The organism is Actinomycetospora straminea, assembly GCF_028737255.1.
Lineage (GTDB): Bacteria > Actinomycetota > Actinomycetes > Mycobacteriales > Pseudonocardiaceae > Actinomycetospora > Actinomycetospora straminea.
The window spans coordinates 61,043-85,483 of sequence record NZ_JAQZAN010000027.1 but is presented as its reverse complement, the minus strand read 5'-3'; the positions used below and the strand labels follow the sequence as shown (position 1 = coordinate 85,483).

The window sequence follows — 24,441 nt, the reverse complement described above, 5'->3', positions numbered from 1 at the left end:
TATCAGTGACCGCGAGCCTCGACGGCCCGCTCGGCGCCCTTCGGGCGGTGGAGGCAGCAAGCGCCTCCGCCCACCGCCCCGGGGCCTACCAGCCCCGGCCCTGGCCCGGGAGGCTCGCATGTTCGTCGACCCCAGCTCGCACACCTCGGTCATCCGCTCGGTCACCACCCGCGTGGCCGGACAGCTCACCACCGAGGCCTTCGCCCACCACTACGGGACGCCGTCACAGCAGGTCGGAGTCCGCGCGGGGGACACGCTGACCTACGTCACCAGTGGCGAGGCGGCTGCCGGGATCGCGCGAGGCTTCACCGATGCCCTGGCCCTGGCCGAGCGCCAGCACCTCGCCTGGACCGCGTCTTTGACCTGGCTGGGCATCGAGCCCGGCACGTACCCGCCCACCCTGCTCCTTCGGTACGGCACCCCGGCCGCCAGCTCCGTCGGCTACCAGCCCCGCCGCGAGATCAGCGGCCAGATCGTTCCCGCCCACGTCTGGGTCCGCGTCGGACCGGTGCTCTGGCAGGGCTGCGATCGCGTGGCCGCCCGCCGACTCGCCGAGGTCTGGACCCACTGCGCGCGACTTCTCACCTCACCAACCGCGCCTCCCGCGCCGCTCCTCCGTCCTGACGATGTGGACCCCGCGCCGCGGCGGAGCACGCCGGAGCCGAGCCAGCCGGGGGCGGTGCACGCCGAGGCGACGAGCCAGCCGCGCGACCTGGCCAGCGGGGCGAAGGCAACGACGCCCACGACCGGATGCGTCGCTGCGTCCGCCGACGACGAGCGGGAGGACCGCGAGCTGTTGACCGCCTACGCCGAGCACGGCGACCGTGGCGCGCTGGCGGTGTTGGCGACCCGATACCACGACGTCATGGTCGGCGCGGCCCGTCGGGTTCTGGGTGCGCGCGGGGAGGTCGACGACGCGGTGCAGAACGCCTGGATCAAGGTGGCGACGAAGGCCGACACCTTCCGCGGGGATGCCGCCGTCGGCACCTGGCTCTACCGCATCGCGCACAACGCAGCCCTCGACTCGACCCGTCGGGCCCGGTCCCGCCCGGCTGAGCTGTTCGGCGACCCGGCACAGGTCGCCACCGAGATTCGGCGCTCTCTTGACGGTCCTTCTGATGCCCTCGGAACAATCGAACAGCTGGATGCGAGCGCGGTCCTCGACGATCTGTTGGCGGTGCTGACTCCCGCGCAACGCGCCGCCGTCGAACTCGTCGACCTGCAGGGCCTCGACATCGGGGCGGCCGCCTCTCGCCTCGAGGTCGCCGAGGGCACCCTCAAGTCCCGCCGGGCCCGCGCCCGCGCCGCCATGGGTGCGGCGGCCGCTGCGAGGGGTTTGCGGTTCCCGCTCTGAACCTCCGGGTGGCGCCCTTGCGACGAGGGCGCCGCTCCGCAGGTCCCCGTCCACAGGTCCAGGCGACCCGGGAACCCGGGACCGGCCCCGACCTTCCAACCGGTATGCGTCACGACCACGAGCTCCCACCCAACCTCAGCCCGCCGACCAGCACCTATCGCCACTCGACGAACGACACGACAGGGCCGCCACGCGGCTACGTCGAGCGACTCTTCGCCGCCGCCCTCGATGGCGACCGCGTCGCCGGCGAGGAGCTCGCCGATCTGGCCCCCTGGGACTCGACCGCGGCCGCCGCGTTCGAGGCGCTCGCCGTCGCCGAGTTCGTCCGCGGTCAGGTCGGTGTCAGTTGAGGGGCTCAAGGCCGCCCGGGCCGAGCGGCCCTCCGGCCGACGGCGGAGCCGCTGCGCGGCGCTGCCCTGAACCCTGTCGGGGCCCGGGGGAGCTTGATCGGGCCGCCCTCGCGGTCAAGGGCGCTGCGCGTCGCTGCGCGACCGGACTGCGTCCGGCCCCTGGACCGCGAGCCTCCGCAGCCCGAGGCGCGCCCGCTGGGCGGTGAAGGCAGACAGCACGCCCCCACCCATCACCCGAGCCCCGACTCCACGCCCGCGCGTCGAGACCGCTCGAGAGGGAACCTTTCCGAGACGTCCGAGGAGAACCTCATGACCGACACCGAGGCCCGCACCACGACGAGCCCGACGTCCCAACTGCCCGTCCAACGCACTGTTCCCGGCATGCCGACGTCCTCGCCCGACGAGTGGCTAGGTCAGGTGCTCGCCGAGATGGGTTGTCGCCGTACCGGCCGCAAGTGGCAGTGCCCTGCCCACAGCCACACCGGGCTGCACTCCGCCGCCCTGGCGATCGGTCGTCGGGACGACGGTCGGGGCGCGTGGCTCCACTGCCACGCCGGCTGCTCGGTCACCGCTGTCCTGCGCGCCCTCGGGCTTCGCCCCAACCACCTGCGACGGCCGCCACGCATCACCCCCAGCCGCTATGTCCACCTCCGCAGGCTGCGCCGGGAGTGGCCGGAGCTCAGGGCCGCTGCCCACTCGGATACGGCCAGCTACCGCCACGAGGCCTGGCACCTCTACGGCCCCGACCACGCCAAGCAACGGATGCGCCGAGCCGACGGCTCCAAGACCATGCGGTGGGAGTCGCGGAACGCGCGAGGGGAGTGGGTCCCGGGCCTGCTCGGCACGCGTGAAGTCGATCTGCCCCTCTACCGTGAGGACGAGGTCCGCATGGCCGCGGCCGCCGGCGAGAGTGTCGTGCTCTGCGAGAGCGAGTCCTCCTGCGACGCCCTGCACGGCGTCTACGCGACCACCTGGGCCGGGGGTGCCGGCAGCCCACCCGTCGAGACCCTCACCCGGGTCCTCGAGGGCACCGACGTCGTCATCGTCCCCGACCACGACGACCCCGGGCTCGCCTGCCTCGACCGCCTCGTCGCCGCCCTGCCCCACGCCCGCGTGCTCGTCGGCGAGCCCGGAGAGGACGCCAAGGACCTCTACGACCGCGTCGGTCTCGACCGCTTCCTCGAACAGCTGGCGTCAGCTTCGACCGCTGAGCTGCGTGGAGGCCGAGAGGACTTCAGGAGTCACGCGGGGTAGAGGACGACGCGGCGGGGAGGCTCGGCCGGGTAGTCGACATCGGTCACGGGCTCGCCATCGACCCGAGCACCGCGCGAGTGGATCCAGGTGCGCGCCCGTTCCTCCTCGATTGCCGGCTCGCACGAGCCGCTCGAGCACGGTCAGCGGGCGGGCGTTGTCCTCCTGCGGCGAGTCCTCGGGCACGGAAGAACGGTAGGAAGCACCACCGACATCGACGGGGAGACGACACCGGCATGTCGCGCGAGCGGGTGAGGCGGCGCTCAGCCACTTCCGCTGCGGGTCTCCCAGCCGGCGCGCCAACGGGAGCAACGCTCGAGGTATGCCTGCATGTCGGCGCCCTCGAGCGAGCCCGTCGTCCAGCTGTCGGCCAGCACCTCGTCGGGCCAGACGTAGGCAAGGCTCGACCGTCCCGACCTCAGGCGCACGACTTCGACGGAGTACGTCGGGTCTTCAAAGGCGTCGAGGACGCTCCACTCGGTCTCGCTGAGGTCGGTGTACACCCGACCTGTCGCTTCGGCCTCAGAATCGCGGACGAGACCCGGGTACGGCAGGTCCGGCAGCCGCGCCGCCCGCCACCCGGGAGCGCTCGTCTGCTCGCTCGCCGGAACACGGTCGATCAACGTCCGCACCACGTCGTCGAGTGCGAGCGTGCCGTAGACGAACAGGTCAGGCGTTCCCGCCGATCCGCGGTCCGGCGGGCCAGAGCTGCTCGAGGTCGCGCGGGACAAGCGGTCGCTGGTAACCGGCATGCAGAACCTCCGCGAGGAGGCTACCGCCGTGATCGTGCACGTTGAGGAACCAGTCGATGCCGGCCGGGTACGCCCAGAGGTAGGAGCGCAGCTGTGGATCGAGCGACCGGTCGCGAAGGGCGGATGCAACGTCGGCCGGTCGCCAGAACGGCAACCTCGACAGCGCGTGGTCACGGCAGGCCGACGCGCTGGCGCCGGCGTGGACCATGAGGTGGAGCTCGGCGTTGACGAGCTGCACGTAGTGGTCGAGCCGGGTCCGCGCCCGCACGAGGGGGTCGTCCGGGCTCGCCGCGAGAGGAAGGACCTGCGCCAGGCCCTCGAAGAGGACCTGGTGCGGACAGTGGATGGCGAGCTGCCGGGGCCAGGGCGTTTCCGCGTGCTCGGAGACGTCGGTGAGGTTGGCGTACTGCAACGCGTGCCCCAGCACCTCGTGGAGCGCGAAGCGGTAGGCGTCGACCTGGGTGAAGGACGCGTTGCGCCGGTTGATCCGCAGCCGAGCTCGTCGGCCCTCGCCGTCCAGCCAGTAGGACCAGTACGCGTCGACCTCCACCGTCTCCACGTCGAGCTCGAAGGTGGTCTCCGCTCCCGTCAGGCTCCTGACCTGCGCCTCGTACTCGCGCGCGTAATCGCGGATGACGTCGCCGGCGTCCTCCGCCGGCAAGTTGGGGCTCAAGGCGTCGAACGCAGTGCGCGTCTGGTCGTCCCATGCGACGTCGACGTCCGCGAGAGCGCGGCGCGCTTGCTCGCCGACCTCGGCGACGTAGGCGGGCGCCCAGCCTGTGGTGGGCGCGCCCTGAGTGAGCTCGATGTACTCGGCCAAGTCGAGGCGTTCACCGAGCAGCGCTCGAAGGTAGGCGAGGTGGGCGTCCAGCACGGAACTCACGTCGTCGCAGTCGTCCGCCTCGGATCGCAACGCGAGGAACCGGTCGAGGACCTCGAACCTGTCCTGGACGACGTCCCCGACGACATCAGGCGCGCAGTCGAAGTCGATGACCGCGCTCGAGCCGACCTTCTTCTCGAGGTCGTGCCACCCGCGAACGAGGCGTTCCAGGCGATCACGATCCGCCACGCGCCACCTCCCAACGAATAGTCACCGATTGGCCGGGCTGGAGATAATCGCGCGTCAGTGTGATGAGTGCGCCCTCGTCGTCCTCGACGCAGAACAGGTCATCGATGGCGGAGACCTGCGCGCCATCCGGCTGGTCTTCTACGGCGGTGCAGCCCACCAGCATATCTACGCCGCGGTGACGAATCGTCAGCGTGAGGTGCCGGGTGTTCCGCGGAGTGAACTGTTGCCAAAAGTGGTCGTGGACGAAGCGGCCCCCGCGGGAGGTGTATGACACCGTTCCGATACCGCCCGGTTCGATCGGAGGCGAGAGTACGCAGGCGAACTTCGTCATGTTGCCGATGTCGTGCAGCCGTTGGATCGAGACCCGTCGCTCACCGTCGGGATGCGGTTCGATGCGGACTCCGTCGGTGTTCTCGAACCACTGCTCCCGGAGGAGGCGCTTGACCGGTGCGTTCGTCAGGTTGAGGAGCTCGAACCGGTAGGTGACCGAGGACCACCCGTCGGGCTCGATGTCGATGGTGCACTCCATCTCCAGGTCGACGAGGTGGCCGGCGAGGAGTGCCAGCTCCGCGATCTCCTCGTCGGGGATGCGCCGACGCTTGCCCAGGAGCTGGAGCGCTCTCGCCAGGGATTCAGCCTGGTCGTGGGCGGGACCTCGAAGCGTGTTGACCGGCAGCGAACCGGAGGACTCGGGCACTGGCCGGAGGGGCGTCGACCACGCCGAAGGAACCGGGGCCACGCCCTCGAGGCCGTCCCCGACGGCGGCCACGAGGTCGGCGGTGCTGGGCGCGGCACTGCGCTGAGCGGGGACGAACATCTCGGCCGCCTTGCGACCCGGGAACATCGCCTCGAGGACCTCGCAGTGCTGAGGATGCGGCAGGCCCTTCAGTTCACCGCACTGCCAACGGTGCAGCTGCGCACGACTCGGCGCCGTGCCCACCAGCGAGCTGTCGATGCTCGCCGCGGCTTTGTCGTACTCGCGGAGAAACGTCTGGTACTTCTGCCAGTGCTTCTCGCGAAGTAGGTCGCGCAGGACAACGGGATCGGCCATTCCGACTCCCCAACTCGTTCCCGGAAGCGTCAATTGTACGACGAAACGAGACACGGACGCAACGTCGCGAGACGCTCACGGCGGAGATGCGACATCTGAGGCGTCGCAACGCGACGCCTCGTCACAGCACCGTTCAGCACGTCAACGGGTGGTGGCCGTCAGGGCCGCAGCACGAGGGACGTGAGAGCGGGAGCGGACATGGAAGAGCGCAAGAAAGCGCCCGAGGTCATCGAGCGCGGCGACAGCGGACTACTCATCACCGTGGAGGAGGTGGCGCGGCTCTGGTTCGGTGAGGTGGGGAAGAACGGTTCGGCCAGCACGAATTGCCAACGCATTCGGCGGCTCATCCCTCACGTCCTCCCGGCCCGTCGTATCGGTAACCGCTGGTACGTGAACCGGGCTATCGCCGAGGCGTGGGCGGCCGGGTCCGACGCCGCGTCCGCGATGGCGCACCCCGCCAACCAGATGCTGGGAGGCGCGTGATGCCCAGCGTCGGCCTTCTGATCCTCTTCGCGATCCTCGGCGCCTTCATCTGCGCCAAGACCCGCTCCGCCGCCGGCGCCGTCGTGTTCTCGCTGGTCGCCCTGGTGCTCTTCATCGGCACTCCCGCCGGACAGAGCCTGCCCGGAGCGATCTCCACGCTCATGTCGACGGTCGACCAGGCCACCACCCCGGCCCTCTCGGGCACGCAGGACGCCGATGCCGAGGGAGGGCCGCGATGAACCCCTCCAAGCCCGGCACCGATGCGGGGGCAGCACGCGAGAACTGGCGAGCCTGGGCGGCCTGTCGCGGCGAGGATCCTGAGCTCTTCTTCCCCGTGGCGTCGCTGGGCTCGGCCTACCAGGCCCAGGTCATGGCGGCCAAGGCGGTCTGTCGTCGCTGTCCCGTGCGGTCGAGCTGTCTCGCCGAAGCGCTGCGTCGCATGCCGTACGGGATCGCCGGCGGATTGACCGAGCAGGAACGCCGCCACCTGCGCCCCGCGACCGGCCTGGGCGCTCCGCGGTGGCGCGCGCTCCTCGAGGCCGGCCGGCCGCATCCCGAGGTGGCGCGTTTGTTCGGCGTCAGCGTGCGGACTGTCGAGCGCTGGGCGTCCCGACTGCGCCGTGATCAGCAGACCGGAGCCGAGGGAGGTGCCCGATGAGCGCGCTCGAGGTGAGCCGGCGTGAGCAGGCGGCGTGGAGGACCCGCGAGCTCGTGCGCGGAGTGGCGGTGACCGCGTTCGACGCGATCGAGCACCGGGAGCCCATCGAGGGGTTCCACGAGCTGTCACGTCCGGCGCTGGACGACCCGCTGGCCGGGGTGCGCGCGGGGCGCCTGGTGTCCGACGTCGCCGCGGGCCAGCTGCGGGAGTGGGCGCTGCGCGCCCGGGGTGCCGGTCGTACCTGGGACGACGTCGGCGAGGCGTTGGAGCTGCCCGCCGCCCTCGAGGGCGGGACGCGCGCTGAGGCGGCGTGGGAGTGGCTGGTCGAGCACCGCCCGCCCGCGCCGTCCCGCGAGCCCGGCTGTGCTGGGTCGGCGGTGTGGACGTGCACGACCTGCCGAGGGCGTGTGCGTGACACCGGCCCGTTCGCCTCACACCCGGACGACCGCGAGACCGGCCACGTCGATGGCTGCGCCCGACGGGCCGCCGCCCTGCAGGCGTGGCGCCGCGAGACGGAGGGAGGGTCCGATGTCGAGGAGTAGAGGTCGCAGGACGTCGGTGCCCACCGCAGCCCTGGGGCAGACCGCGCCGCTGCTGCTGGGCACGGAGCTGGTCCGTGCCGACGTCGCGGCCACGATGCTTGGGCTGCCGTTCGGGGAGGTCCCGGCCGGCGGGCCGGTGACGTGGGCGCTGTTCGTCGACGCGGTGCTGGTCGGTCGCACCGACGAGGTGATGACCGACGAGGCAGCCCAGGGGTGGGCACGGCGGATGCTCGGCGACGGCGTGCGCTTCCAGCTCGGCCATCGCGACGGTGGCTACCGGCTCGCCGACGGGGCTGATCGCGCCCCGTCCGGCCACGGCGGGTGGTCACGGTGATGGGCACGTTCGTGATCTTGGTGCTGCTGGTCGCGGCGACAGCGGTGTCGTTGACGCGCGGGGCGATCCGGCCGGCGATGGTGTGCGGGGCGCTGGCGGCGCTACCGGCGACGACTCTGCTGCAGGCGCTGTCGTGGCCGGCGCTGCTGGTCGGGATTTCCGTGCTCGCGCTGGTCGTGTGGCATCGCTGGTCGCGCTCCCGCGCCACGGTCACCCGGTGGTCGGCGCGCTCCCGGCGTCGCGCCGGGGTGGCCTCCACGATCGACATCGCCCGCCACGCCGGCACGGTCGCGACCCGCCGCCGTGCAAGCACGGTGCGCCCCTCGCTCGGTTCGTTGGTGCGCCGTGAGGGGTGGGCGACGCCGACCTCGGCGGTGGGGGTGGAGCTGTGCCGGGTCGGGTTGCAGCGGGTGTGGTCCTCGATCGAGGACGTGACCCTGGTGTTCGGCGGCCCACGGACCGGCAAGACCGGCTGGCTCGCCGGCCGCGTCCTCGACGCCCCCGGCGCCGCTGTCGTCACCTCCACGCGGACCGACCTGCTCGAGCTGTGCGCCCCGATCCGGCAGCGGACGCGGGGGCCGGTGTTCGTGTTCAACCCGGTCGGGCTCGGCGGGTCGCGCTCGACGATCAGCTTCGACCCGCTGACCGGCTGCACCGACCCGGTGACCGCGATGGAGCGGGCCACCGACATGGTCTCCGCGACCTCGCGGGCGAGTTCGGGGGATGCGGAGCGGTGGGACGCTCAGGCACGGCGGGTGCTGGCGGCGCTGCTGCACGCCGCGGCGCTCAGGGGCGGGTCGATGCGCGACGTGCTCGGGTGGGTCGCGGACAACGCGCGTGCCTCGCGGGAGGTGCCGGCGTTGCTGCGCAGGTCTCAGGTGGAGTCGTTCGAGAAGGCCGCCGAGCAGTTCGTCGAGACCAACGACCGCACCCGGACCTCGATCACCAACTCGATCATGCCGGCGCTGGCGTGGCTGAACCATCCCGACGCCGCAGCCGCCGCGGCGCCCACGGATCAGCCCTTCGACGTGGAGGAGCTGCTCCGGTCCCGGGCGACGGTGTTCCTGCTCGGCGCGGAGGAGGCCGACACGGGACCGCTGGTGTGCGCGCTGACCGGGCACATCGCCCGCGAGGCCCGCCGGCTCGCCGTGGCCAGGCCCTCGGGGCGGTTGGACCCGCCGTTGCTGCTGGCGCTGGACGAGGCGGCGCTGATCTCGCCGGTGCCGTTGGAGAACTGGACCGCGGACATGGGCGGGCGCGGGGTCACGATCATCGCCCCGTTCCAGTCCCGCGCCCAGCTGCTCGCGCGCTACGGCGAGCACAAGACCGCCACCATCCTGAACAACACCGGCTCCGTGTTGCTGTTCGGCGGCACCCGCGACCAGGCCGACCTGCACTTCTGGTCCACCCTCGCCGGGGAGCGCGACGAGCGGATCACCACCACAGACATGCGCGGCCGGGTCGCCTCTCGGACGGTGCGCAAGGTGCCGGTGATCGCGCCAGCGCAGATCGCGAACCTGCCCGCGGGGAAGGTCGTGGTCTATCGCCGCGGCATTGCCCCGGTGATCGGGCGGGCCCGCATGGCCTGGACCCGCAGCGACGTGCGCGCCCAGCGCCAGCAGGTCGCGACCGGGTGGCGCGGCCGTTGGCATTGCACCCGCGCGTGGGCAGACGTCGGACTCGCCGCCCTGCGGCGTCGGGTCGCCGCCCCGCGGCGTCGCACCGCCGGCACCGGCGCCTGGTGGCGTCGGCTGGTGAACGCCTGCCGGCGGACCACGAGCTCTGCGCCCCCTGCGCGATCGCAGGACGGGCCGCCATTGGTGATCGATGTCGAGCCCGTCGCCCCTCCCGTGCTCGGCGAGCACGACCACGAGCACGGCGGTGATCGGACGTGGTTGCGATGACCACTCCCGACCTGCCTCCGCCCAGCAGGTCGAGCGCGCGGAGGCAGCCGCGTTGACGGCGTGCCCCGAGTTCGACCACGACCGCTACCGCCTCGATGCGGACGAGCCCCAGCACGGCCTCGACCGCGTCGAGTGCGCCGCACTCGTACAGGAATCCTTGATGAGCGAGCCCACCGACGATCAGACCCGCACCGTCGAGGCCGACCCAGCATGGCCGACGCCGGACCCGACCCTGCCACCCGAGCAACTTACCGACCGCGAGCTCATCGCACGGGCCGCCTACTGCGACGAGATCGCCCACACCGGCAGCCCTGCCGACCAGGCCGCGGCGCTGCGCGACCTCGACGCTGCGTGGGACGAGGCCGAGCGTCGCGCCGCCGGGCATCCTCCGGTCAGCGTGCCTGCGCAGGTGGCCGGCTATATCGGTCTGGTCCGCGAGGACTACGACCACGCGCTGGCCGCCGAGGCGGCCACCTGGCGCCAGCAGCTCGACACCGCGCTGCCGCCCAGCGAACACGCCCTCGACCTCGCCGCCGACCGCGTCCCGAGGACCGCCGCCGCGCGCGGTGCTGGCGGCGAGCTGACGGTGGGGGAGCGCGCGGACCGCGCGCAGAGCCTGGCCCAGGCCGCGGGGCTGGATGTCCTGGGCTACGACCCGGACACCGACGTCTACACCGATCCGGACACCGGGCAGGTCGTCCGCCTCGACGGACGACCCGCTGCGAAGGACCCGGGCGCAGTCGACGCAGAGGCCTCCTCCGCGATCGCCGAGCGCGACGGGTTCGTCCTGGTCGACCTGACCGCGCCCGGCGGGGTCCGCCCGCTGACCGCCGACGAGCGCGCGACGCTGGGCGAGCAGGCCCGCACCGGCCAAGCGACACCGCCGGCGCGGTGGACCGCGGAGGAGCACGAGACCTACCTCGACAGCCGGCCCGACGAGACCTCGCCGTTCAACCCGGCCGCGGACTACGGCGACCCGGACTGGCGCGAGCCCGCCTCGGACGCCGAAGCCGCGGCGCGCACCACGTGGCTCGAGGAGAACACCCCGCCCGCACCGGGCTGGCCGCTGCCGCCGGGCACCGAGGTCGACGACGCCCTCGACGCCGCTCGCGAGCGTGCGATCCACTCCGACTGGGCCCACGACAACGACCCCTACGCGTGGGCGCAGCACCGACGCCTCGAGGCCCTCGCCGAGCTCGCCCCGCTGCCCGAGCGCGACGCCCTCGACGACCTACCTCGCATCGGCCGGGAGGAGCCGGACCGCGAATCGGTGCAGGACTGGCACGGCGAGGACCGCCGCGTCCGCGAGCACGTTGCCGACGAGGGAGGCTCCGACGACAGCAGGAGCGGCGGGTCGTCGACCGGTGCGGTAACCACCAAGGCTGCCGGTGCTGATGACCCCGTTACCGCGGACGACGCGGCGCAACCTGACGACCCCGAGCGGTTGCGCCAGCGCGTCGAGGACCTGCGGGCCACGATCGCCGCTCGGGAAGCGAGCGTTGAGGGTGAGCGCCGCGAACAGCTGATCCGCTGGCACGACGACGATCACCGCGCCACTGACGTGCAGCTGGACACGCGGGGCGACGGTGACGGCGAGCCGGGGTGGACCCGGTGACCCGCCGCCCACCGGGACAGCCCGGCGGGACCGAGGGCGACGAGTTCGCCCGGGTCGAGGCCCTCGCCGGCCTCGCCCGTGAGGTGGACGGGCTGCGTCGCGGCCTGGAGGCCCTGGTCGGGACGCCGACGCGGGTCGATGACCTGGCGCGCACCGTCGCCCAGCTCGCCGACGCCGTGTCCGCCGTCCCTGCGCGCCCGGGCCCGACCGTGGCGCCGTCGTGGCTGGCCGCCCCGACCGACTCCGAAGCCCTCGCGGCGATGCTCGACGAGCTGTGCCGGTGGCTGTACGCGGTCTTCCTGCGCTACCCCGACGGGGCCGCGGTGTTGCCCGAGTGCTGGCTCTGGCATCCCGACGTGATCGAGGAGCTGCTCTGGCTCTCCCACGCCTGGCGCGCGGCCTACGAGGGCCGGGGTGCGTCGGTGCAGCTGGCCGGGGACTGGCACGACCGCCAGCGCCCCGGTGTCGTACGTCGGCTCAGGACCTCGGTTGCGTCGTGCTCGCGGGAACGGCACCAGACCCGGCCCGGGTGGAACAGCGCCCCGCTCGGCGCCACGCCGGTTTCCGGAGCCGACGCGGCGACATCGATCGCCTGGTGGTGGGCCGCCGCGCGGGATGACGCGCCCCCGGAGCCAGCGGCCGAGGACCCCAACCGGCCGAACGGGGCCGGCATCAGCACGGCCATGAACGGCACCGGCGGCCGCGAGGGATGGTCGCGATGACCGCTGCCGACCAGTCCGAGAGTCGCGCGGAGCGGCGCGCACGCGAAGCCGCCGAGCGCGCCGAGTGGGACCGGCTCAGCGACATCTACTTCGCGCACATGAATGCGATCGCGCCGGACCAGTTCCACTGCTTCTGCGGCTCTCTCGACGACCTCCGCGCCGCGGTCGCCGAGCTCGACCGCGAGGCAGCGCGCGACCCCGTGAGGCGGCCCGTCGGGGTCCGGGACGCGCACCGCGGGGCCGCCCACCAGGACGGCGCCCTCCAGGACCAGGCCCGCCGCGAGCAACTCGCCCGCTGGCAAGGCGACGACTGCGAAGCTGCGCACGCTGCCGGCGACGCCGACGCGGAGTGATCGCGGTGGCCGAGAATCAGACCGAGCCCGTGGGCGACGTCGATATCCAGGCGCCCCGAGGGGGCGCGAGGTACGCGCTGCTCTGGCTCCCAGGTCTGGCAGTTGCGCTCGGCGCGGCCATCGCCACCGCCCACGGATTGTTCGAGGTCGCCGTAGCGGCGCGGGTGCCGGCCGGGATCGCCTGGCTCTACCCGCTGATCACCGACGGGCTCGCCCTGGTGGCCTACAGCGCCACCGCCCGTCTGCGCGACGGCGCGGCCCGCTACGCGTGGTCGGTCGTCGTCACGGCGGCCGGGCTCTCTGGCCTCGCCCAGGCCGCCTACCTCGCCGGCGGGCCGGCGGTCGAGGTCGCGCCGGCGCTGCGGTTCGGGGTCGGCGCCTGGCCGGCGATCGCGGCGGCGGTCGTCGCGCACCTGCTCTACCTGCTCGCGACCGCGCACCCCGATCACGCCGTTCAGCCCCCGCCGCCGCGGGACCCAGCGTTCGACGTGGTGTCCGTTCAGCACCACGGCGTTCAACGGCCCCTGTTCACTCCGCCCCTCGTACAACCCGACGCGCTCCCCGGCACCGTTCACCCGCCAGGAGATGGGGAGGCCGAGGACGCCGAGCCGGAGGGCGCCGGCCGCGCTCCGACGAGCGCCTCGACGCCCCGTGCCGCGCCGTCACCGGCGCGCGACCGCGCCGAGGCGGCCGCGTCGCGGCACGCCCAGCGCCACGGCGCCTGGCCCACCGTCACCGAGCTCGAGATCGCCGCCGGCGTCTCCCGCGGCACCGCCGCCGCCGCGCTCAAGGCGCTCCGGGACCGACCGATGCCCCTGCACCTGATCAACAACACCGACCCCGACACCACCGACGAGGCCCACCCATGACCACCGAAGCGCCGATCACCACGACCAGCAGCACCGACCAGACCCACCGACCAGCAGAAGAGCAAGAGCCAAGAGCACGATCACTTCCCGACACCGATCACTACGCCGAACAGACGACCAGACACGAGCAACAGGACCGAAGGACGAAAAGATCAAGGGAAAGATCAAGAGCCGCACACCTATGCATCACGATCCCTGGGCACGGGCCGGCCTCCGGCCGGCCCGGAAACCGCTCTGACGCGTCCGCGAGTTTTCTTGATCTTCGACTCGGGCCAGAGTCCACCTTGAGCTGGTCGTCCAGATGCTGAGCGTCGCGTCCGGCTACTCGCCGGACTACCTCCTCAACGAGGTCGCGGCCGGCCGCGAGAACTACTACACCGGCGCGGTCACCGACGGCGAGCCACCGGGCCGCTGGTGGGGGAGCGGCGCGGAGAAGCTCGGCCTGACCGGGCTGGTCGACCCGCAGGACATGCGCGCGGTCTACGAGCACTTCCTCGATCCCCGTCACGAGGCCTTCCGCGACCCGCAGCGGTGGGACGAGGTCCCGACCCTCGGTCACCGCGGGCGCCGGTATGCCACTGAGGACGAGTTGTACGCCGCGGCGCTTGAACGCGAGCCGGACGCCTCGGCTGAACGCCGCGCTGAACTACGTGTCGAGGCCGGCAAGCAGGCGCGGCACAACGTGGCCTTCCTGGACGCGACGTTCAGCGTTCAGAAGTCGGTGACGGTGCTGCACACCGCGTTCGAGGCCCAGGAGGTCGCCGCCCGAAGCGTGGGTGACGACGAGGCTGCCGCGGCATGGGGCGAGTACCGCCAGGCCGTCGAGGACGCCATCTGGGCTGGCAACAACGCCGCCCTGTCCTACCTCGCCGAGCGCGCCGGCTACGCCCGCGTCGGGCACCACGGCGGAGCGGCGGGTCGCTACGTCGACGCCCACGACTGGGTCGTCACGTCGTTCTTCCAGCACGACTCCCGCGACCACGACCCGCAACTGCACATCCACAACCCGATCCTCAACCGCGTCGAGGGCCCGGACGGGCAGTGGCGCACCCTCGACGGGCGCAGCATCTACCGCTTCCGCCCGGCCGCCGCCGCGGTCGGGGAGCGCACCACCGAGGAACGGCTCACCCAGACCCTCGGGGTCCGATTGGCGATGCGTCCCGACGGCAAGGCCCGCGAGGTCATCGGCGTCGACGAGACCGCCACCGACCTGCTCTCCTCCCGCCGGCGCGCGGTCACCGCGAAGGCCGCCGAGCTGATCGCCGAGTTCGAGGCCCGCCACGGCCGCGAGGCCAACGGCCTCGAGCGTGACCGGATCTCCCGCCAGGCCACCATGGCCACCCGGCGCGCGAAGTCCCACGAGGGCGAGACCCGCGAGCAGCTGCTCGACCGCATCGACCGCCAGCTACGCGACGAGGTCGCCGGCGGGCTGCGCGACGTCGCCGAGGACGTCCTCGCCGCCCGCCACGACAACCCGTCGGCGGCGCAGTCGTGGTCGCCGACAGCGGTACTCGAGACCGCGCTGGCCGAGGTGCAGGCCAAGAAGGCCGGGTGGACCCGCGCCGACCTCACCCGAGCGATCAACGACGCCCTGCCCGACACTCTCGGCGTTGCCGACGGCGACGACGTCACCACCCTGCTCGACCGGCTCACCGACAAGGGCATCGCCCTCGCCACACCGCTCGACGCCGCACGGCCCGGTGCCGACGCGCTGCCCGACGAGCTGCGCCTGGCCGACGGCTCCTCGGCCTACCAAGCCCCCGGCGTCCGGCTCTACGCCACGCCCGACCACGTGCACACCGAGCGCGCCATCCTCGCCGCCGGCCGGCGCGGTGACGCTGCCGCCGCACCGCGATTCGTCGCCGACCGCTTCCTGTCCCTCCTCCAGGACCAGGGCGTCGACCTCGGCGCCGACCAGGAAGGCGCGATCCGCGGGGTACTCACCTCCGGAGCGAGAGTCGAGACCCTCGTCGGCCCGGCCGGCACCGGCAAGAGCTTCATCGTCGGCATGATCGCCCGCGGCTGGTCCGACCCCGACCTACGCGGGACTGGCGCCGGACGGGTGTTCGGGCTGGCCACCAGCCAGGCCGCCACCGACATCCTCACCGACGAAGGCCTCACCGCCCGCAACGTCGCCCGCTGGCTCACGACCCAGGACCGACTCGACCACGCCGATCAGCCCCACCCCGCCGACGCCCCGTGGGTCCTGCGCGCCGGGGACCTCGTCGTGGTCGACGAGTCCGCGATGACCGACACCGCCGCGCTGGCCGCCATCCACGCCCGCGCCGAGGCCGCCGGCGCGAAGCTGCTGCTCGTCGGCGACCACCGCCAGCTCGCCGCCGTCGGCGCCGGCGGCGCCATGGACCTCGTCGCGCAGACCGGCACCCGCTACGAGCTCGCCGAAGCCCGCCGCTTCCGCCACGACTGGGAAGGCCCCGCCTCCCTGCGGCTGCGCGACGGCGACGAGACCGTCCTGCGCGACTACCACCGCCACGGCCGACTCCTCGACGCAGGCACCCTCGAGGCCGCCGAAGCATCCGCCTCCCGCGCCTGGCTCGCCGACACCCTCGCCGGGCGCCGCTCGATCCTCGTCGTCGACACCAACGACCAGGCCAACCGGCTCAACGCCGCCCTACGCGCCGAGCTCGTCCGCCTCGAACGCGTCGCCGAACACGGCGCCCTACTCGGGCGCGACGGCACCTACGCCGGCATCGGCGACCTCGTCGCCGCCCGCCGCAACGGCTGGGAACTCACCGGCCACGCCGGCAACCAGCGCGGCCCGATCAACCGCGAGACCTACCGCGTCACCGCCATCGGCGACGACGGCTCCCTCACCGTCACCCCCACCACCGCCGACACCCCCGACGGGAAGGCAGCGACCCGGCAGCAGATCGTGCTCCCGGCCGAGTACGTCGCCGCCGACCTCTCCCTCGCCTACGCCGGCACCGTCCACTCCGCCCAGGGCGCCACCGTCGACACCAGCCACCTCGTCGCCACCCCGGCCACCAGCCGCGCCGCCGCCTACGTCGGCCTCACCCGCGGCCGCGACGCCAACACCGCCCACGTCACCACCATCACCGGGCCCACCGATCCCGCCCGCGGCCTGGTTGCCGACCACTCCCTGCACCGCGACCCCGTCGCCGTGCTTGCCGCGCTCATGGCCAAGGACGACGGGGTCGACGCCCGCTCCGCGCTGGCCATCGCCACTGAATCCGCCATCGACGCCGCCACGACCCGCACCGCCGGCGAGCTGTTCGCCGACGCCGCCGCCCTCGCCGCCACCGAGCGCACCGGGCGATGGCTCGACCGCCTCGCCGCCGAAGGCGTCATCACCGGCGACGACCGCAGCCGGCTCGCCGCCGAGGACGGCGCCGCCTCGCTCACCCGCGTCCTGCGCCGCGCTGAGATCGCCGGCCAGGACGCCGAGCGGGTTCTGCGTGAAGCGGTCACCGACCGGCATCTTGACGGGGCCCGCAAACTGACCAACGTCATCCACGCCCGCATCCGCGACGCCCACACCTTCGACCCGCAGGGCACGACCTGGCGCGAATGGAGCCCTGCGACCGGCCGCGCCGACTGGGACCGCTACCTCGAGACCCTCGCCGACGCCGCCGACCAACGGGCGGGTGAGCTCGCCGAGCAACTGGCCGAGGCACCCCCGCCCTGGTTGACCGAAGCGCTCGGTCTCATGCCGGACCAGGCGCAGGAACGAGAGGAGTGGCTCGACGCGGCCGGCACCGTCGCCAACTGGCGCGAGCTGCAGGGCTACGACGATCCCGACGACGCCCTCGGTCCCGCGCCCGCACCCGGCAAGGTCGAGGCGTATGCCTCCTACCGCGCGGCTTGGCAGGCGCTCGGCCGCCCCGACATCGATCGCGAGGAGCTCGAGCTCTCCGACGGGCAGCTCCGGGTCCGAGTCCGGGCACACGAACGCGAAGCGGCCTGGGCGCCGCGCTACGTCGCCAACGAGCTCGCCGGCACGCACCAAGCCGCCGAGCGCGCCCGCCAGGACGCCGAGCTCCGCCGCGGCGAGGCGCAAGCCGCCGCTGACGAAACCGAACGCGAGCGCGTGCACGAGGCCGCTGAGGCGACGACGGCGCTGGCAGGCACGCTCATGGCCCGCGCCGGCGAGCTCGCTGAGCTCGACGACGCACGGTCTCGCTGGCTCGCGCACACCGCCGGAACGCGAGCGGCCGCCGAACGCGCGAAGGCCGAGCTCGCTGCCCGCCACGCCGACGACGTCGCTCCCGAGCCTGAGGTCACCGCGCAGGAGTGGCTCGCCGCGCACCGTCAGGCCATCGTGGACGAGGAGGCCCACCGCGAAGTGACCGATGCCGATGTCACAGACCGACCCGCTGACATCGACGCCGAGGTCAATGATCAGGCTGAACGGCGGCAGTCCGAGGCTGGCGAGGTCCTCGACGACGAGAGGGTCGCGGATGAGGAGCGGGGAGCCATCGCCCCGCCTGAGCCCGACATCCGCGAGACCGCTGAGGCGGAGCCGCCGCAGGTTGCCGAAGACAACGTCCGCGTCCCGACCGCCGACGAGTCCTCAGCCGCCATCGAACGCGCCAACCGCGCCCTCGCCGAAATTCGATCTCGTGAGGAGATGGACGCACGAGAGGAAGAGCAGCACCGTGCCGACCAGCTCGCGAATTGGCAGACGCGCGACGAGACCGACGACCACGTCGTCGAGACGGGTACTGATGAGCGCGCCGAGGACGAGGATGCCGACGCGTTCGATCAGGCCGAGGTGTGATCGAGGGCGTCGAACTCGACGGTCGCCGGCAGCTCGAGCGGAGGAGGGCCCTCTGCGCGCCAAGCCCACCGGAGAGTCGCGCGCACTCCCTCGCACCAGCCGGGCCGAGCAGCGAGGTCAGGTCGCCTTTGCTCGAGGCTTTGCGCCGCGAGGTATTCCTCCTCGATCAGCTCCTCGTAGGCCAGCACCCGTCGCCGCGTTGCTGGTGCGCGTACCAGACCGCCACCGCGCACCGTCCGCGCGGGCGCAGTCGCAAGCCATCGGCAAGTCAGCGCGACCGCCCCTGCATACCAGTCGGTAGACGCCTGCTTACCCGCCTCCGCGTCAAGGGCATTGGCCGCCCGCCATAGCGCAACGAAGGACCGTTGAGACACGCGAACATTGGCGGCTGGGATGCCGCTGATGTCCGACTGCGTGACGTCCACCCGTCGAGGATGACACTACACAGCGGCAGGAGCGAGAACCCTGCACATCTGGAAGTCGGGTGAGACGGTGACCGCGCCTCGACGCCGCCTCAGGCGTTCGAGTCGTCGGAGGCACCCGCCGACGGGGTCTTCTGGGCCTTCTTCGCGCGGCTCCGGACTGTGGCCGAGGAATGTTCGGTGAGCCTGCGCAGGAGCTCGGCGCGGTGCGCGTCGGTGAGCGTGGTGCTTCGTTCGATTGCGGCGACGAGGTTCTGCGTGACAACGGTGCCTGGGTCAGTGGCGGCGCGGTCGAGTGCGGTGTCGCGCAGAGAGTGCACGTCGGGGTCGTTCTCGGCGCGGCTCACGATGCTGTCGACAGCTTCGGCTCGAACGATCGGATCGGTGTCCTGCAGCAGTGCGACGAGCAGACCGGCGCCGGCGGGTTCGCTGTCGTGCCGGGCGATGTAGGCGGCCCACCGGCGGTCGCGTCGGTCGCCGCCGAGCAAGTCGAGCAGTTGGGTGCGCCACACGGCTGGTACCGGTGTGTCGCGCTCGGCGAGGCTATAGGCGAGGTCGAGCGCTGCGCTGCGAGAATTCTCGTCCTCACCGAACGCGGCCATTGCGGGGAGCGGGTCCGCGATGAGGATCTCTTCGGCGATAGGGCGCAGCTTTCGCGCGACGGCGTCGGATAGCTGCGAGCGAAGCTGGGCGAGGCGGCGCAGCGCGGCGTTCTTGTCCTTCGGCCACACGAGCGGGTCGGCGAGGACCTTGAGCAACGGTTCCCACTGGGCCTGGTCGGGGTGCCAGCCGTTGAGCATGGCGAGGTCGGAGAGACGGTCGCCGCCTTCTGCGCGTGAGAGATTCTTGGCCCGCAGCTGAATGTCCTCGCAGGACGCGACGAGGTGCCCGACGTAGGCGCCAGCGGTCTCAGCAGGCAGCTCGCGGACATCGCCGAAGGCGCTGAGGGCGGCTTGGGAACCCTGACGGATGAGCGGGAGGAGCGCGTCGCGCTCGACGGGATGGTGCAGCGCGGCGATCTCGTGAGCAACGACGCGCAGCTCCTCGTGGTGCGTGGGGGCGGTGGCTGCAAGCCGGGCTGCGGTGTCGGCTTCCCACCGATCGGCGGGCAGTGCTCTGGCCAGGCGGGCCCAGGATGCCGCATAGAGCTCGGCGGGCTGGGCTGGAAGGTTCGCGAGGAGCTCGGCGACTTTCTGCTGGGTCTTGTCCGATGCCGCCTTAATTACCCCGGCGAGCGTGTCGACCAGCTCAGTCAAGAGCAGGTAGCTCGGCCGGGTGCGGGTGACAAAAGCCGTCGGATCCTCGAGAGTGTTCAGCAGCCACGTGCAGGCGCGCTCAGCGGCTTCTTGGTTGAGGAGGTCGCCGGCTTCACGCAGGACGATGAGGCTGGTTCGGGCGGTGGTGCGGGTCGTGGTGTCGAGGTCGCACTCAGCGGCAACCTGCGCCGCGGCGGACGCGGGGCCGTCGCGTACCAGCCGACGGGTGGCGAGTTTGGTCGACTTGTGATCACCGGAGAGACGCAGAGTTGACAATGCCGCACGCGCATGCTTCGCCTCGCTCGTGCGCTCGAGGCGCCGGAGGTTTTCTTTCGCCAGTAGCGCGGTTAACGAGCTCCACGCGCCCTGATCGCCGAGGTGACCGGCCATGAGGCTGGTGGCGACCAGGTCGTCGTTGGCTGTGTCCCGGGCGGCCCAGGTGATCGCGGTATCCCGCGCCCACACTCGGTAAGCCTGGTTTGCTGAGGCGCGGAGCGCGTCCGTGGTGTCGAGAGCTCGCCACCACACGGCGGTCGTGTCGAGTCCCGCGACGCCATCGGCTAGCCGTCCCGTCTCCTCCTTGTCGTTCCGGCCCGGGGTCTCGCGGCGGGTGATGCGGTAGAGGGCAATGGCGCCGATCCCGCCGATCGCGCTGGCGGTCAGGTCGTCGGGGTAGGCGCTGCGGGCCCGCTGGGTGACCAGGAGGTGTTCGCGGGCGTCGTCGTCTCGACCGAGCTCTATCAGACACCGCGCGTGTTGTAAGGAGAGCCAGGCGTGGTCGATCGGGTGCGCGTCGTCGCGTTCCAGGGTGGTCACCAGAAGCCGATCGGCCTCTTCGGCGTTGCCCAACCCGAGCAGCGCCGCTGCCGCGATCACCGTGGCTGCGACGCGCTCGGCTGGGTCGTTCGCGGCCTCCATCGCCGCCAGGACCTCGTCGCGCTCGCCGTTGGTCAGCTGGTGAAGCAGTGCACGAGTCAGGCGCCAGGCCCAGCCAGGCTGATCCAGAGCTTCCTGTAGGTCGTCATCGAGAGGTTGCATTGCAAGCCGATGTCGCAGGTCGTTGATCTGGACACGTGCGACCAGTGCGAGCGCCTGCTCAGGGGTGAGGGGCGCGGTGAGTGTCAGGTTCGGGTGTGGGGCAACCAGCCGGGGCACGATCAATGCGTGGCGCAGGAGCGCGGTCGGCGCGATCGACCCGGGCCCGCGCCAGGCGCTGCCCTCCCAGACCAGATGGGGGCGTTGGGTGGCCGCGACGGCCAGCAGTTGGTCTCGGTGCCCGAGATCGATCGTCTGGTTCGCCGGGACGAACACCTTCGCGCCCTTCCCGGTAGGGACCACGGCGACCTCGGTGATGTGAGTCCAGAAGCTGGTGCGGGTGTTGGCGTCGTGTAGGACCAGCAGGTGCGGAACCTCGTAGCGGAGCCACGAGTCGACGTGACGGCGGTCCTCGTCGCGGAACCACCACCCGCTCACCTGCCCCGTGACCGCGTCGGTGACCGGCTCTGAGAAGTACTTGCCCGGCCCCTCACCGACACCGCGGGTCTTGACCTGCACCCCGACCAGCAGGCACAGCTCGACACCGCGTTCGTCGCGGGCCATCACGAGCAGGTCTGTGCCCACGTCGTGGCGGCTGTTGTCGGCCACGCCCCAGTTGAGCCGCTCGAAAGCCGCAGCGACCTCGGTGGCGCCAAGGTTCCCAGTTTGGGTGCGCGGAGGCATTCGCATCACGCCTTGCAGTCGACCACAGCCCACCGACAGGCTGGATGGCCCTGCATGAAGTCGCGACCCTTGGTCTGTTCAGAGGTCTTGGGCATCGCCGGAGACGAGATGCGTCCGTCGTTGGAGCAGGCATGGAGCAGCGCTCCGCCTCGATCGGACGCTGGCTGGGCGTCGCTGTCAGGGTGCGGTCACGACCGGCGAAGCGATTACCGCGAGCGGGCAGTCACCGGAGCCGCGCGGCAGGCGCGGGCGTCGCGATCGCAACCGGTGTCCGGGCGGGAGCCCGCGTCCCTCCTCGGAGCAGGCGTCACCTCCGGCGTCACGACCCATCCAATACGACCGCGCCCGGCGGGTGCGAACGTTCGTCATGCTGGAGAGACCGCGTGGCTCGAACGAATCGTGTCCCCCTTCAAGCCCTACGGAACCCGGATTTCGATGGCTCGAACGATCTCGAGCCCATCCTCGCTCCGCGCACAGTGCCGCTGCCGCTCGCCTTCGTCCGGGTCGAAGGTCGGTACCGTCGAGTCGATTACAGGACCGTTGAGGGTGGCTGGAACTCCCACCTGTGCGAAGAAAACCGCCGCAATTCCATGGTGTGGATGCTCGAGTTCCTCCGTAACTTCAAGACGGTCAACGAGACCGTGGCGCTCGTACTTCACGAACGCGACCTCGCGAGAGCGCTAGGCAATGATTTTTCGGACGCAATCATGTTCTTCCGCTCAGCCGCGGTCCACCAGCGCCCTCCCGGTAGTAAGTGCCCCAGTCCTGCAGGAACGGCGCATCGGGCGAGACGGGGGACGTCCCCCTGATGCGGTGATCGGGCTTGGCTTCTCCCATCTCGCCTGCGGTCTGGGTCAAGTAACCCGGAGCGGGCCGCCGGTGGACGCTCGCGGTCAGCGGGCCCGGAACAGGCGCAGGGCGTCGCGCATGGCGGCGAGGCAGTCGGCGCGGGCAGCGTCGATCTGCTCGCGGGGATATGCGATGTGCAAGTTCATATCCTCGTCGCGGTCCAGCGGCTGGTGGGTCCAGGCCTGGTGCATCTGTGCCCCGGCCTGCCCGCGGGCGGCGCGGACCAGGGTCTGGTAGGGCTCGGCGACGGTCGGGGCTTCGAGCTCGAGCCAGGCTTGGTGGAAGGCGATGTCGGCCTGGATGGCGCTGATCTGGTCGGTGAGCTGCTGGCGGGCGTCGCCCCCGGCGGGGCGCCGACGGATGCGGTAGGGCATCTCGGCGAAGGACTCGACCGCGGCGAGCGCGGCGGCGAAGGCGTTGCTGCGCCGTTCCCAACGGGCGGCGCGCTGCCCGAGCGTCCACAGCGCGACGGCGCCGAGCGCGGCGAGGACCGGGACGATGAGCGCGACCGTCTGGGCCCAGCCCCACCCGCCGCCGGCCGGCGCGATGGCCGACGGCGCGGGCGGGGCGAGGACGAGGACGGCGAGCAGCGGGCTCATGCGGCGGGGATGCCGTGGGGGGCGTCGGGCAGCAGCCAGACCCCGCCGCGGGTGCCGCCGGTCATCCGCCAGTACCGCTCGAGGAACAGGTGGCGGCGGGTGATCTCGATGAGGTCGAGCAGGCCGAGCTCGTGGCGCCAGCGCAGCTCGGGCGGGTCGAACGGGCTCCACAGGCACAGGGCGTCGTCGATGTGCCGATGCGGGGAGGCCACCCCCGGTTCGGCGTGGACCCGGGGGAAGTCCGCGGGGGCGAGCCCGTAGGTGTCGTAGCGCGGCTCGGCCCAGAACCGGATCGCGATGTCGACCAAGGCCGGTTGCCCGTCGACCTCTACGGCGGCCACGCGGTACTCGAGGCTCTCCCCGCCGCCGTGGGCGCCCCGGCGTCCTGCCGATCGCGATCCCGACCCGGAGGCGAGTCGGGAGCCGAGCCCGGCGGTGAGGTCGGGACGGTCGAGGGCGTGCAGGTCGGTGCCGAAGCGGCGGCGCGCGGCCGCCTCGAACGGCACCCGCCACGACGGGCGGGTGCCGTACCACCCGGTCACGGCGCCCAGGCCCGCGTGGGGGAGGCGACGGTGGCCGCGGTGAGCGAGCGGGAGCGCTCGCGGTAGAGCTCGTCGAGGGCGGGCGGGTCGACGACGCCGGGCAGCAGGGTGTGCAGCTTCTGCTGCGCCGACGCGAGCCGCGCCGCCCGCTGGTGCTCGAGGGCCTCGGTGATGATCTCGCGGGCCCGGCGCAACCGGGTCACGGCGTGCTCGCGGTCGAAGGTGGGCTGGACCGGGCCGGCGACGCCGGCGGGGTCGGGGGTGTAGCGGGCGGCGAGGTCGCGGGCGGCGTGGTCGAAGAAGGTCTGCAGCGCGACCGTGGGCGGCATCGGCACGGTGATGCAGTCCAGCGCGAGGGCCTTGATGTTCCACGAGCACAGCGGGTCGCCGTGGCGGTCGCGCCAGTGCTTGAGCAGCCGCACGACGCGGGCGAACACCACGTTGGTGTCGGCGATGGCTTGGTGGATCAGCCGGGTGTGCTCGACCGGGTCGGCCTGGTCCCAGCCCGCGGCGATCTCGGTGTTCGGGATCCACAGGCCCTGCTCGGGGTGGGGCAGGGCGACGATGACGTCGCAGGTGAAGTCGGGCTGGCCGGGGGTGACCGGGTCCCCGAAGCGCACCAGGACCGCGCGGCGCTGCCCGGCGACGGTGACCACCAGCTTGGGGTAGTCGTCCTTGAGGTGTTCGCGGATGGCGTCGCGGGCGTCCTCCATGAGTGGCAGCGGGCCGAGCCCGTACGGGCCGTACCCGTCGGCAGCGACCGGGCTGAGGATCACCCCGACGTCGATGTCGGCCAGCGGGTCGGTGGCGTCGCCGTGGGCGACGGATCCGTTGAAGTACACCGCGGCGCCGGGGAAGGCGTTGCGCAGCGCGGCGACGATCTGCTCGCGGCGCCGGCGGGCTTCGGCGAGGACGGGGTCGGGGACCTCGATGCGGCCGCGGCCGGCGTCGAGGAGCTCGTCGAGGAAGGAGGGCATCTCGGGGGGCC

At 72.3% G+C, this 24,441-nt stretch carries 23 protein-coding genes; 14 read left to right on the top strand and 9 right to left on the bottom strand.

Going from position 1 to position 24,441, the window contains the following annotated elements; all coding sequences use genetic code 11:
* The first annotated feature begins 118 nt into the window (after positions 1-118).
* From PH190_RS27380 to PH190_RS27370, 3 genes are all read left to right on the top strand, one after another.
* Positions 119-1,354 carry a sigma-70 family RNA polymerase sigma factor gene (locus PH190_RS27380; protein WP_274234699.1) on the top strand — a complete coding sequence of 412 codons (1,236 nt, stop codon included), beginning with the start codon at positions 119-121 and terminating at the stop codon, positions 1,352-1,354.
* A gap of 104 nt (positions 1,355-1,458) precedes the next feature.
* Positions 1,459-1,704 (top strand): hypothetical protein, encoded by a 246-nt coding sequence (locus PH190_RS27375; RefSeq protein WP_274234698.1) that lies wholly within the window; start codon positions 1,459-1,461, stop codon positions 1,702-1,704.
* A 309-nt stretch (positions 1,705-2,013) separates the two neighbouring features.
* Positions 2,014-2,958, top strand: coding sequence for a hypothetical protein (locus PH190_RS27370; RefSeq protein WP_274234697.1), 945 nt, complete (start codon positions 2,014-2,016; stop codon positions 2,956-2,958).
* A gap of 260 nt (positions 2,959-3,218) precedes the next feature.
* Here PH190_RS27370 and PH190_RS27365 read toward each other — a convergent pair whose 3' ends face one another.
* The 3 genes from PH190_RS27365 to PH190_RS27355 are packed head-to-tail and all read right to left on the bottom strand — an operon-like array spanning position 3,219 to position 5,827.
* Entirely contained in the window at positions 3,219-3,686 is a 468-nt protein-coding gene (locus tag PH190_RS27365) for a gamma-glutamylcyclotransferase family protein (protein WP_274234696.1), read from the bottom strand.
* Complete coding sequence (locus PH190_RS27360; protein ID WP_274234695.1) at positions 3,625-4,776, bottom strand: hypothetical protein; 1,152 nt, start codon at positions 4,774-4,776, stop codon at positions 3,625-3,627. Before PH190_RS27360 ends, PH190_RS27365 begins: the two co-directional genes overlap by 62 nt.
* Positions 4,763-5,827: a hypothetical protein gene (locus PH190_RS27355; RefSeq protein ID WP_274234694.1), complete on the bottom strand. Its 1,065-nt coding sequence runs from the start codon at positions 5,825-5,827 to the stop codon at positions 4,763-4,765. Before PH190_RS27355 ends, PH190_RS27360 begins: the two co-directional genes overlap by 14 nt.
* 198 nt (positions 5,828-6,025) lie before the next feature.
* Here PH190_RS27355 and PH190_RS27350 point away from each other — a divergent pair, with 198 nt between their 5' ends.
* The 11 genes from PH190_RS27350 to mobF all read left to right on the top strand — a co-directional run bounded on the left by PH190_RS27350 (position 6,026) and on the right by mobF (position 18,066).
* A complete protein-coding gene (locus tag PH190_RS27350; protein ID WP_274234693.1) occupies positions 6,026-6,310 on the top strand; it encodes a hypothetical protein in 285 nt (94 codons plus the stop codon).
* A complete protein-coding gene (locus tag PH190_RS27345; protein WP_116709536.1) occupies positions 6,310-6,549 on the top strand; it encodes a hypothetical protein in 240 nt (79 codons plus the stop codon). The genes PH190_RS27350 and PH190_RS27345 overlap by 1 nt, the downstream gene beginning before the upstream one ends.
* On the top strand, positions 6,546-6,968 hold the full coding sequence (locus tag PH190_RS27340) for a WhiB family transcriptional regulator (protein WP_274234692.1): 423 nt from the start codon (positions 6,546-6,548) through the stop codon (positions 6,966-6,968). The genes PH190_RS27345 and PH190_RS27340 overlap by 4 nt, the downstream gene beginning before the upstream one ends.
* Positions 6,965-7,510 carry a hypothetical protein gene (locus PH190_RS27335; RefSeq protein ID WP_274234691.1) on the top strand — a complete coding sequence of 182 codons (546 nt, stop codon included), beginning with the start codon at positions 6,965-6,967 and terminating at the stop codon, positions 7,508-7,510. The genes PH190_RS27340 and PH190_RS27335 overlap by 4 nt, the downstream gene beginning before the upstream one ends.
* A 16-nt stretch (positions 7,511-7,526) precedes the next feature.
* On the top strand, positions 7,527-7,844 hold the full coding sequence (locus PH190_RS27330; RefSeq protein ID WP_274234690.1) for a hypothetical protein: 318 nt from the start codon (positions 7,527-7,529) through the stop codon (positions 7,842-7,844).
* Positions 7,844-9,748, top strand: a complete 1,905-nt coding sequence (locus tag PH190_RS27325; protein ID WP_274234689.1) for a type IV secretory system conjugative DNA transfer family protein — start codon at positions 7,844-7,846, stop codon at positions 9,746-9,748. Before PH190_RS27330 ends, PH190_RS27325 begins: the two co-directional genes overlap by 1 nt.
* Positions 9,749-9,908: 160 nt before the next feature.
* Positions 9,909-11,363, top strand: a complete 1,455-nt coding sequence (locus PH190_RS27320) for a hypothetical protein (protein WP_274234688.1) — start codon at positions 9,909-9,911, stop codon at positions 11,361-11,363.
* A complete protein-coding gene (locus PH190_RS27315; RefSeq protein WP_274234687.1) occupies positions 11,360-12,085 on the top strand; it encodes a hypothetical protein in 726 nt (241 codons plus the stop codon). Before PH190_RS27320 ends, PH190_RS27315 begins: the two co-directional genes overlap by 4 nt.
* The gene (locus PH190_RS27310) at positions 12,082-12,438 is read left to right on the top strand and encodes a hypothetical protein (RefSeq protein WP_274234686.1); all 357 of its coding nucleotides are present in this window, start codon (positions 12,082-12,084) and stop codon (positions 12,436-12,438) included. Before PH190_RS27315 ends, PH190_RS27310 begins: the two co-directional genes overlap by 4 nt.
* 5 nt (positions 12,439-12,443) lie before the next feature.
* A complete protein-coding gene (locus PH190_RS27305; protein WP_274234685.1) occupies positions 12,444-13,307 on the top strand; it encodes a hypothetical protein in 864 nt (287 codons plus the stop codon).
* A gap of 301 nt (positions 13,308-13,608) precedes the next feature.
* On the top strand, positions 13,609-18,066 hold the full coding sequence (mobF, locus tag PH190_RS27300) for a MobF family relaxase (protein WP_274234684.1): 4,458 nt from the start codon (positions 13,609-13,611) through the stop codon (positions 18,064-18,066).
* Here mobF and PH190_RS27295 read toward each other — a convergent pair.
* The 6 genes from PH190_RS27295 to PH190_RS27270 form a co-directional block, all read right to left on the bottom strand.
* The gene (locus tag PH190_RS27295; RefSeq protein WP_274234683.1) at positions 18,051-18,491 is read right to left on the bottom strand and encodes a hypothetical protein; all 441 of its coding nucleotides are present in this window, start codon (positions 18,489-18,491) and stop codon (positions 18,051-18,053) included. The genes mobF and PH190_RS27295 overlap by 16 nt on opposite strands.
* A gap of 89 nt (positions 18,492-18,580) precedes the next feature.
* Positions 18,581-21,463, bottom strand: a complete 2,883-nt coding sequence (locus PH190_RS27290; RefSeq protein WP_274234682.1) for a DUF4365 domain-containing protein — start codon at positions 21,461-21,463, stop codon at positions 18,581-18,583.
* 416 nt (positions 21,464-21,879) lie between these two features.
* Positions 21,880-22,122, bottom strand: a complete 243-nt coding sequence (locus PH190_RS27285; RefSeq protein WP_274234681.1) for a hypothetical protein — start codon at positions 22,120-22,122, stop codon at positions 21,880-21,882.
* A gap of 234 nt (positions 22,123-22,356) precedes the next feature.
* On the bottom strand, positions 22,357-22,911 hold the full coding sequence (locus PH190_RS27280; protein ID WP_274234680.1) for a hypothetical protein: 555 nt from the start codon (positions 22,909-22,911) through the stop codon (positions 22,357-22,359).
* On the bottom strand, positions 22,908-23,453 hold the full coding sequence (locus tag PH190_RS27275) for a hypothetical protein (RefSeq protein WP_274234679.1): 546 nt from the start codon (positions 23,451-23,453) through the stop codon (positions 22,908-22,910). The genes PH190_RS27280 and PH190_RS27275 overlap by 4 nt, the downstream gene beginning before the upstream one ends.
* Entirely contained in the window at positions 23,450-24,430 is a 981-nt protein-coding gene (locus tag PH190_RS27270) for a nucleotidyltransferase family protein (RefSeq protein ID WP_274234678.1), read from the bottom strand. Before PH190_RS27270 ends, PH190_RS27275 begins: the two co-directional genes overlap by 4 nt.
* Positions 24,431-24,441 lie beyond the last annotated feature (11 nt).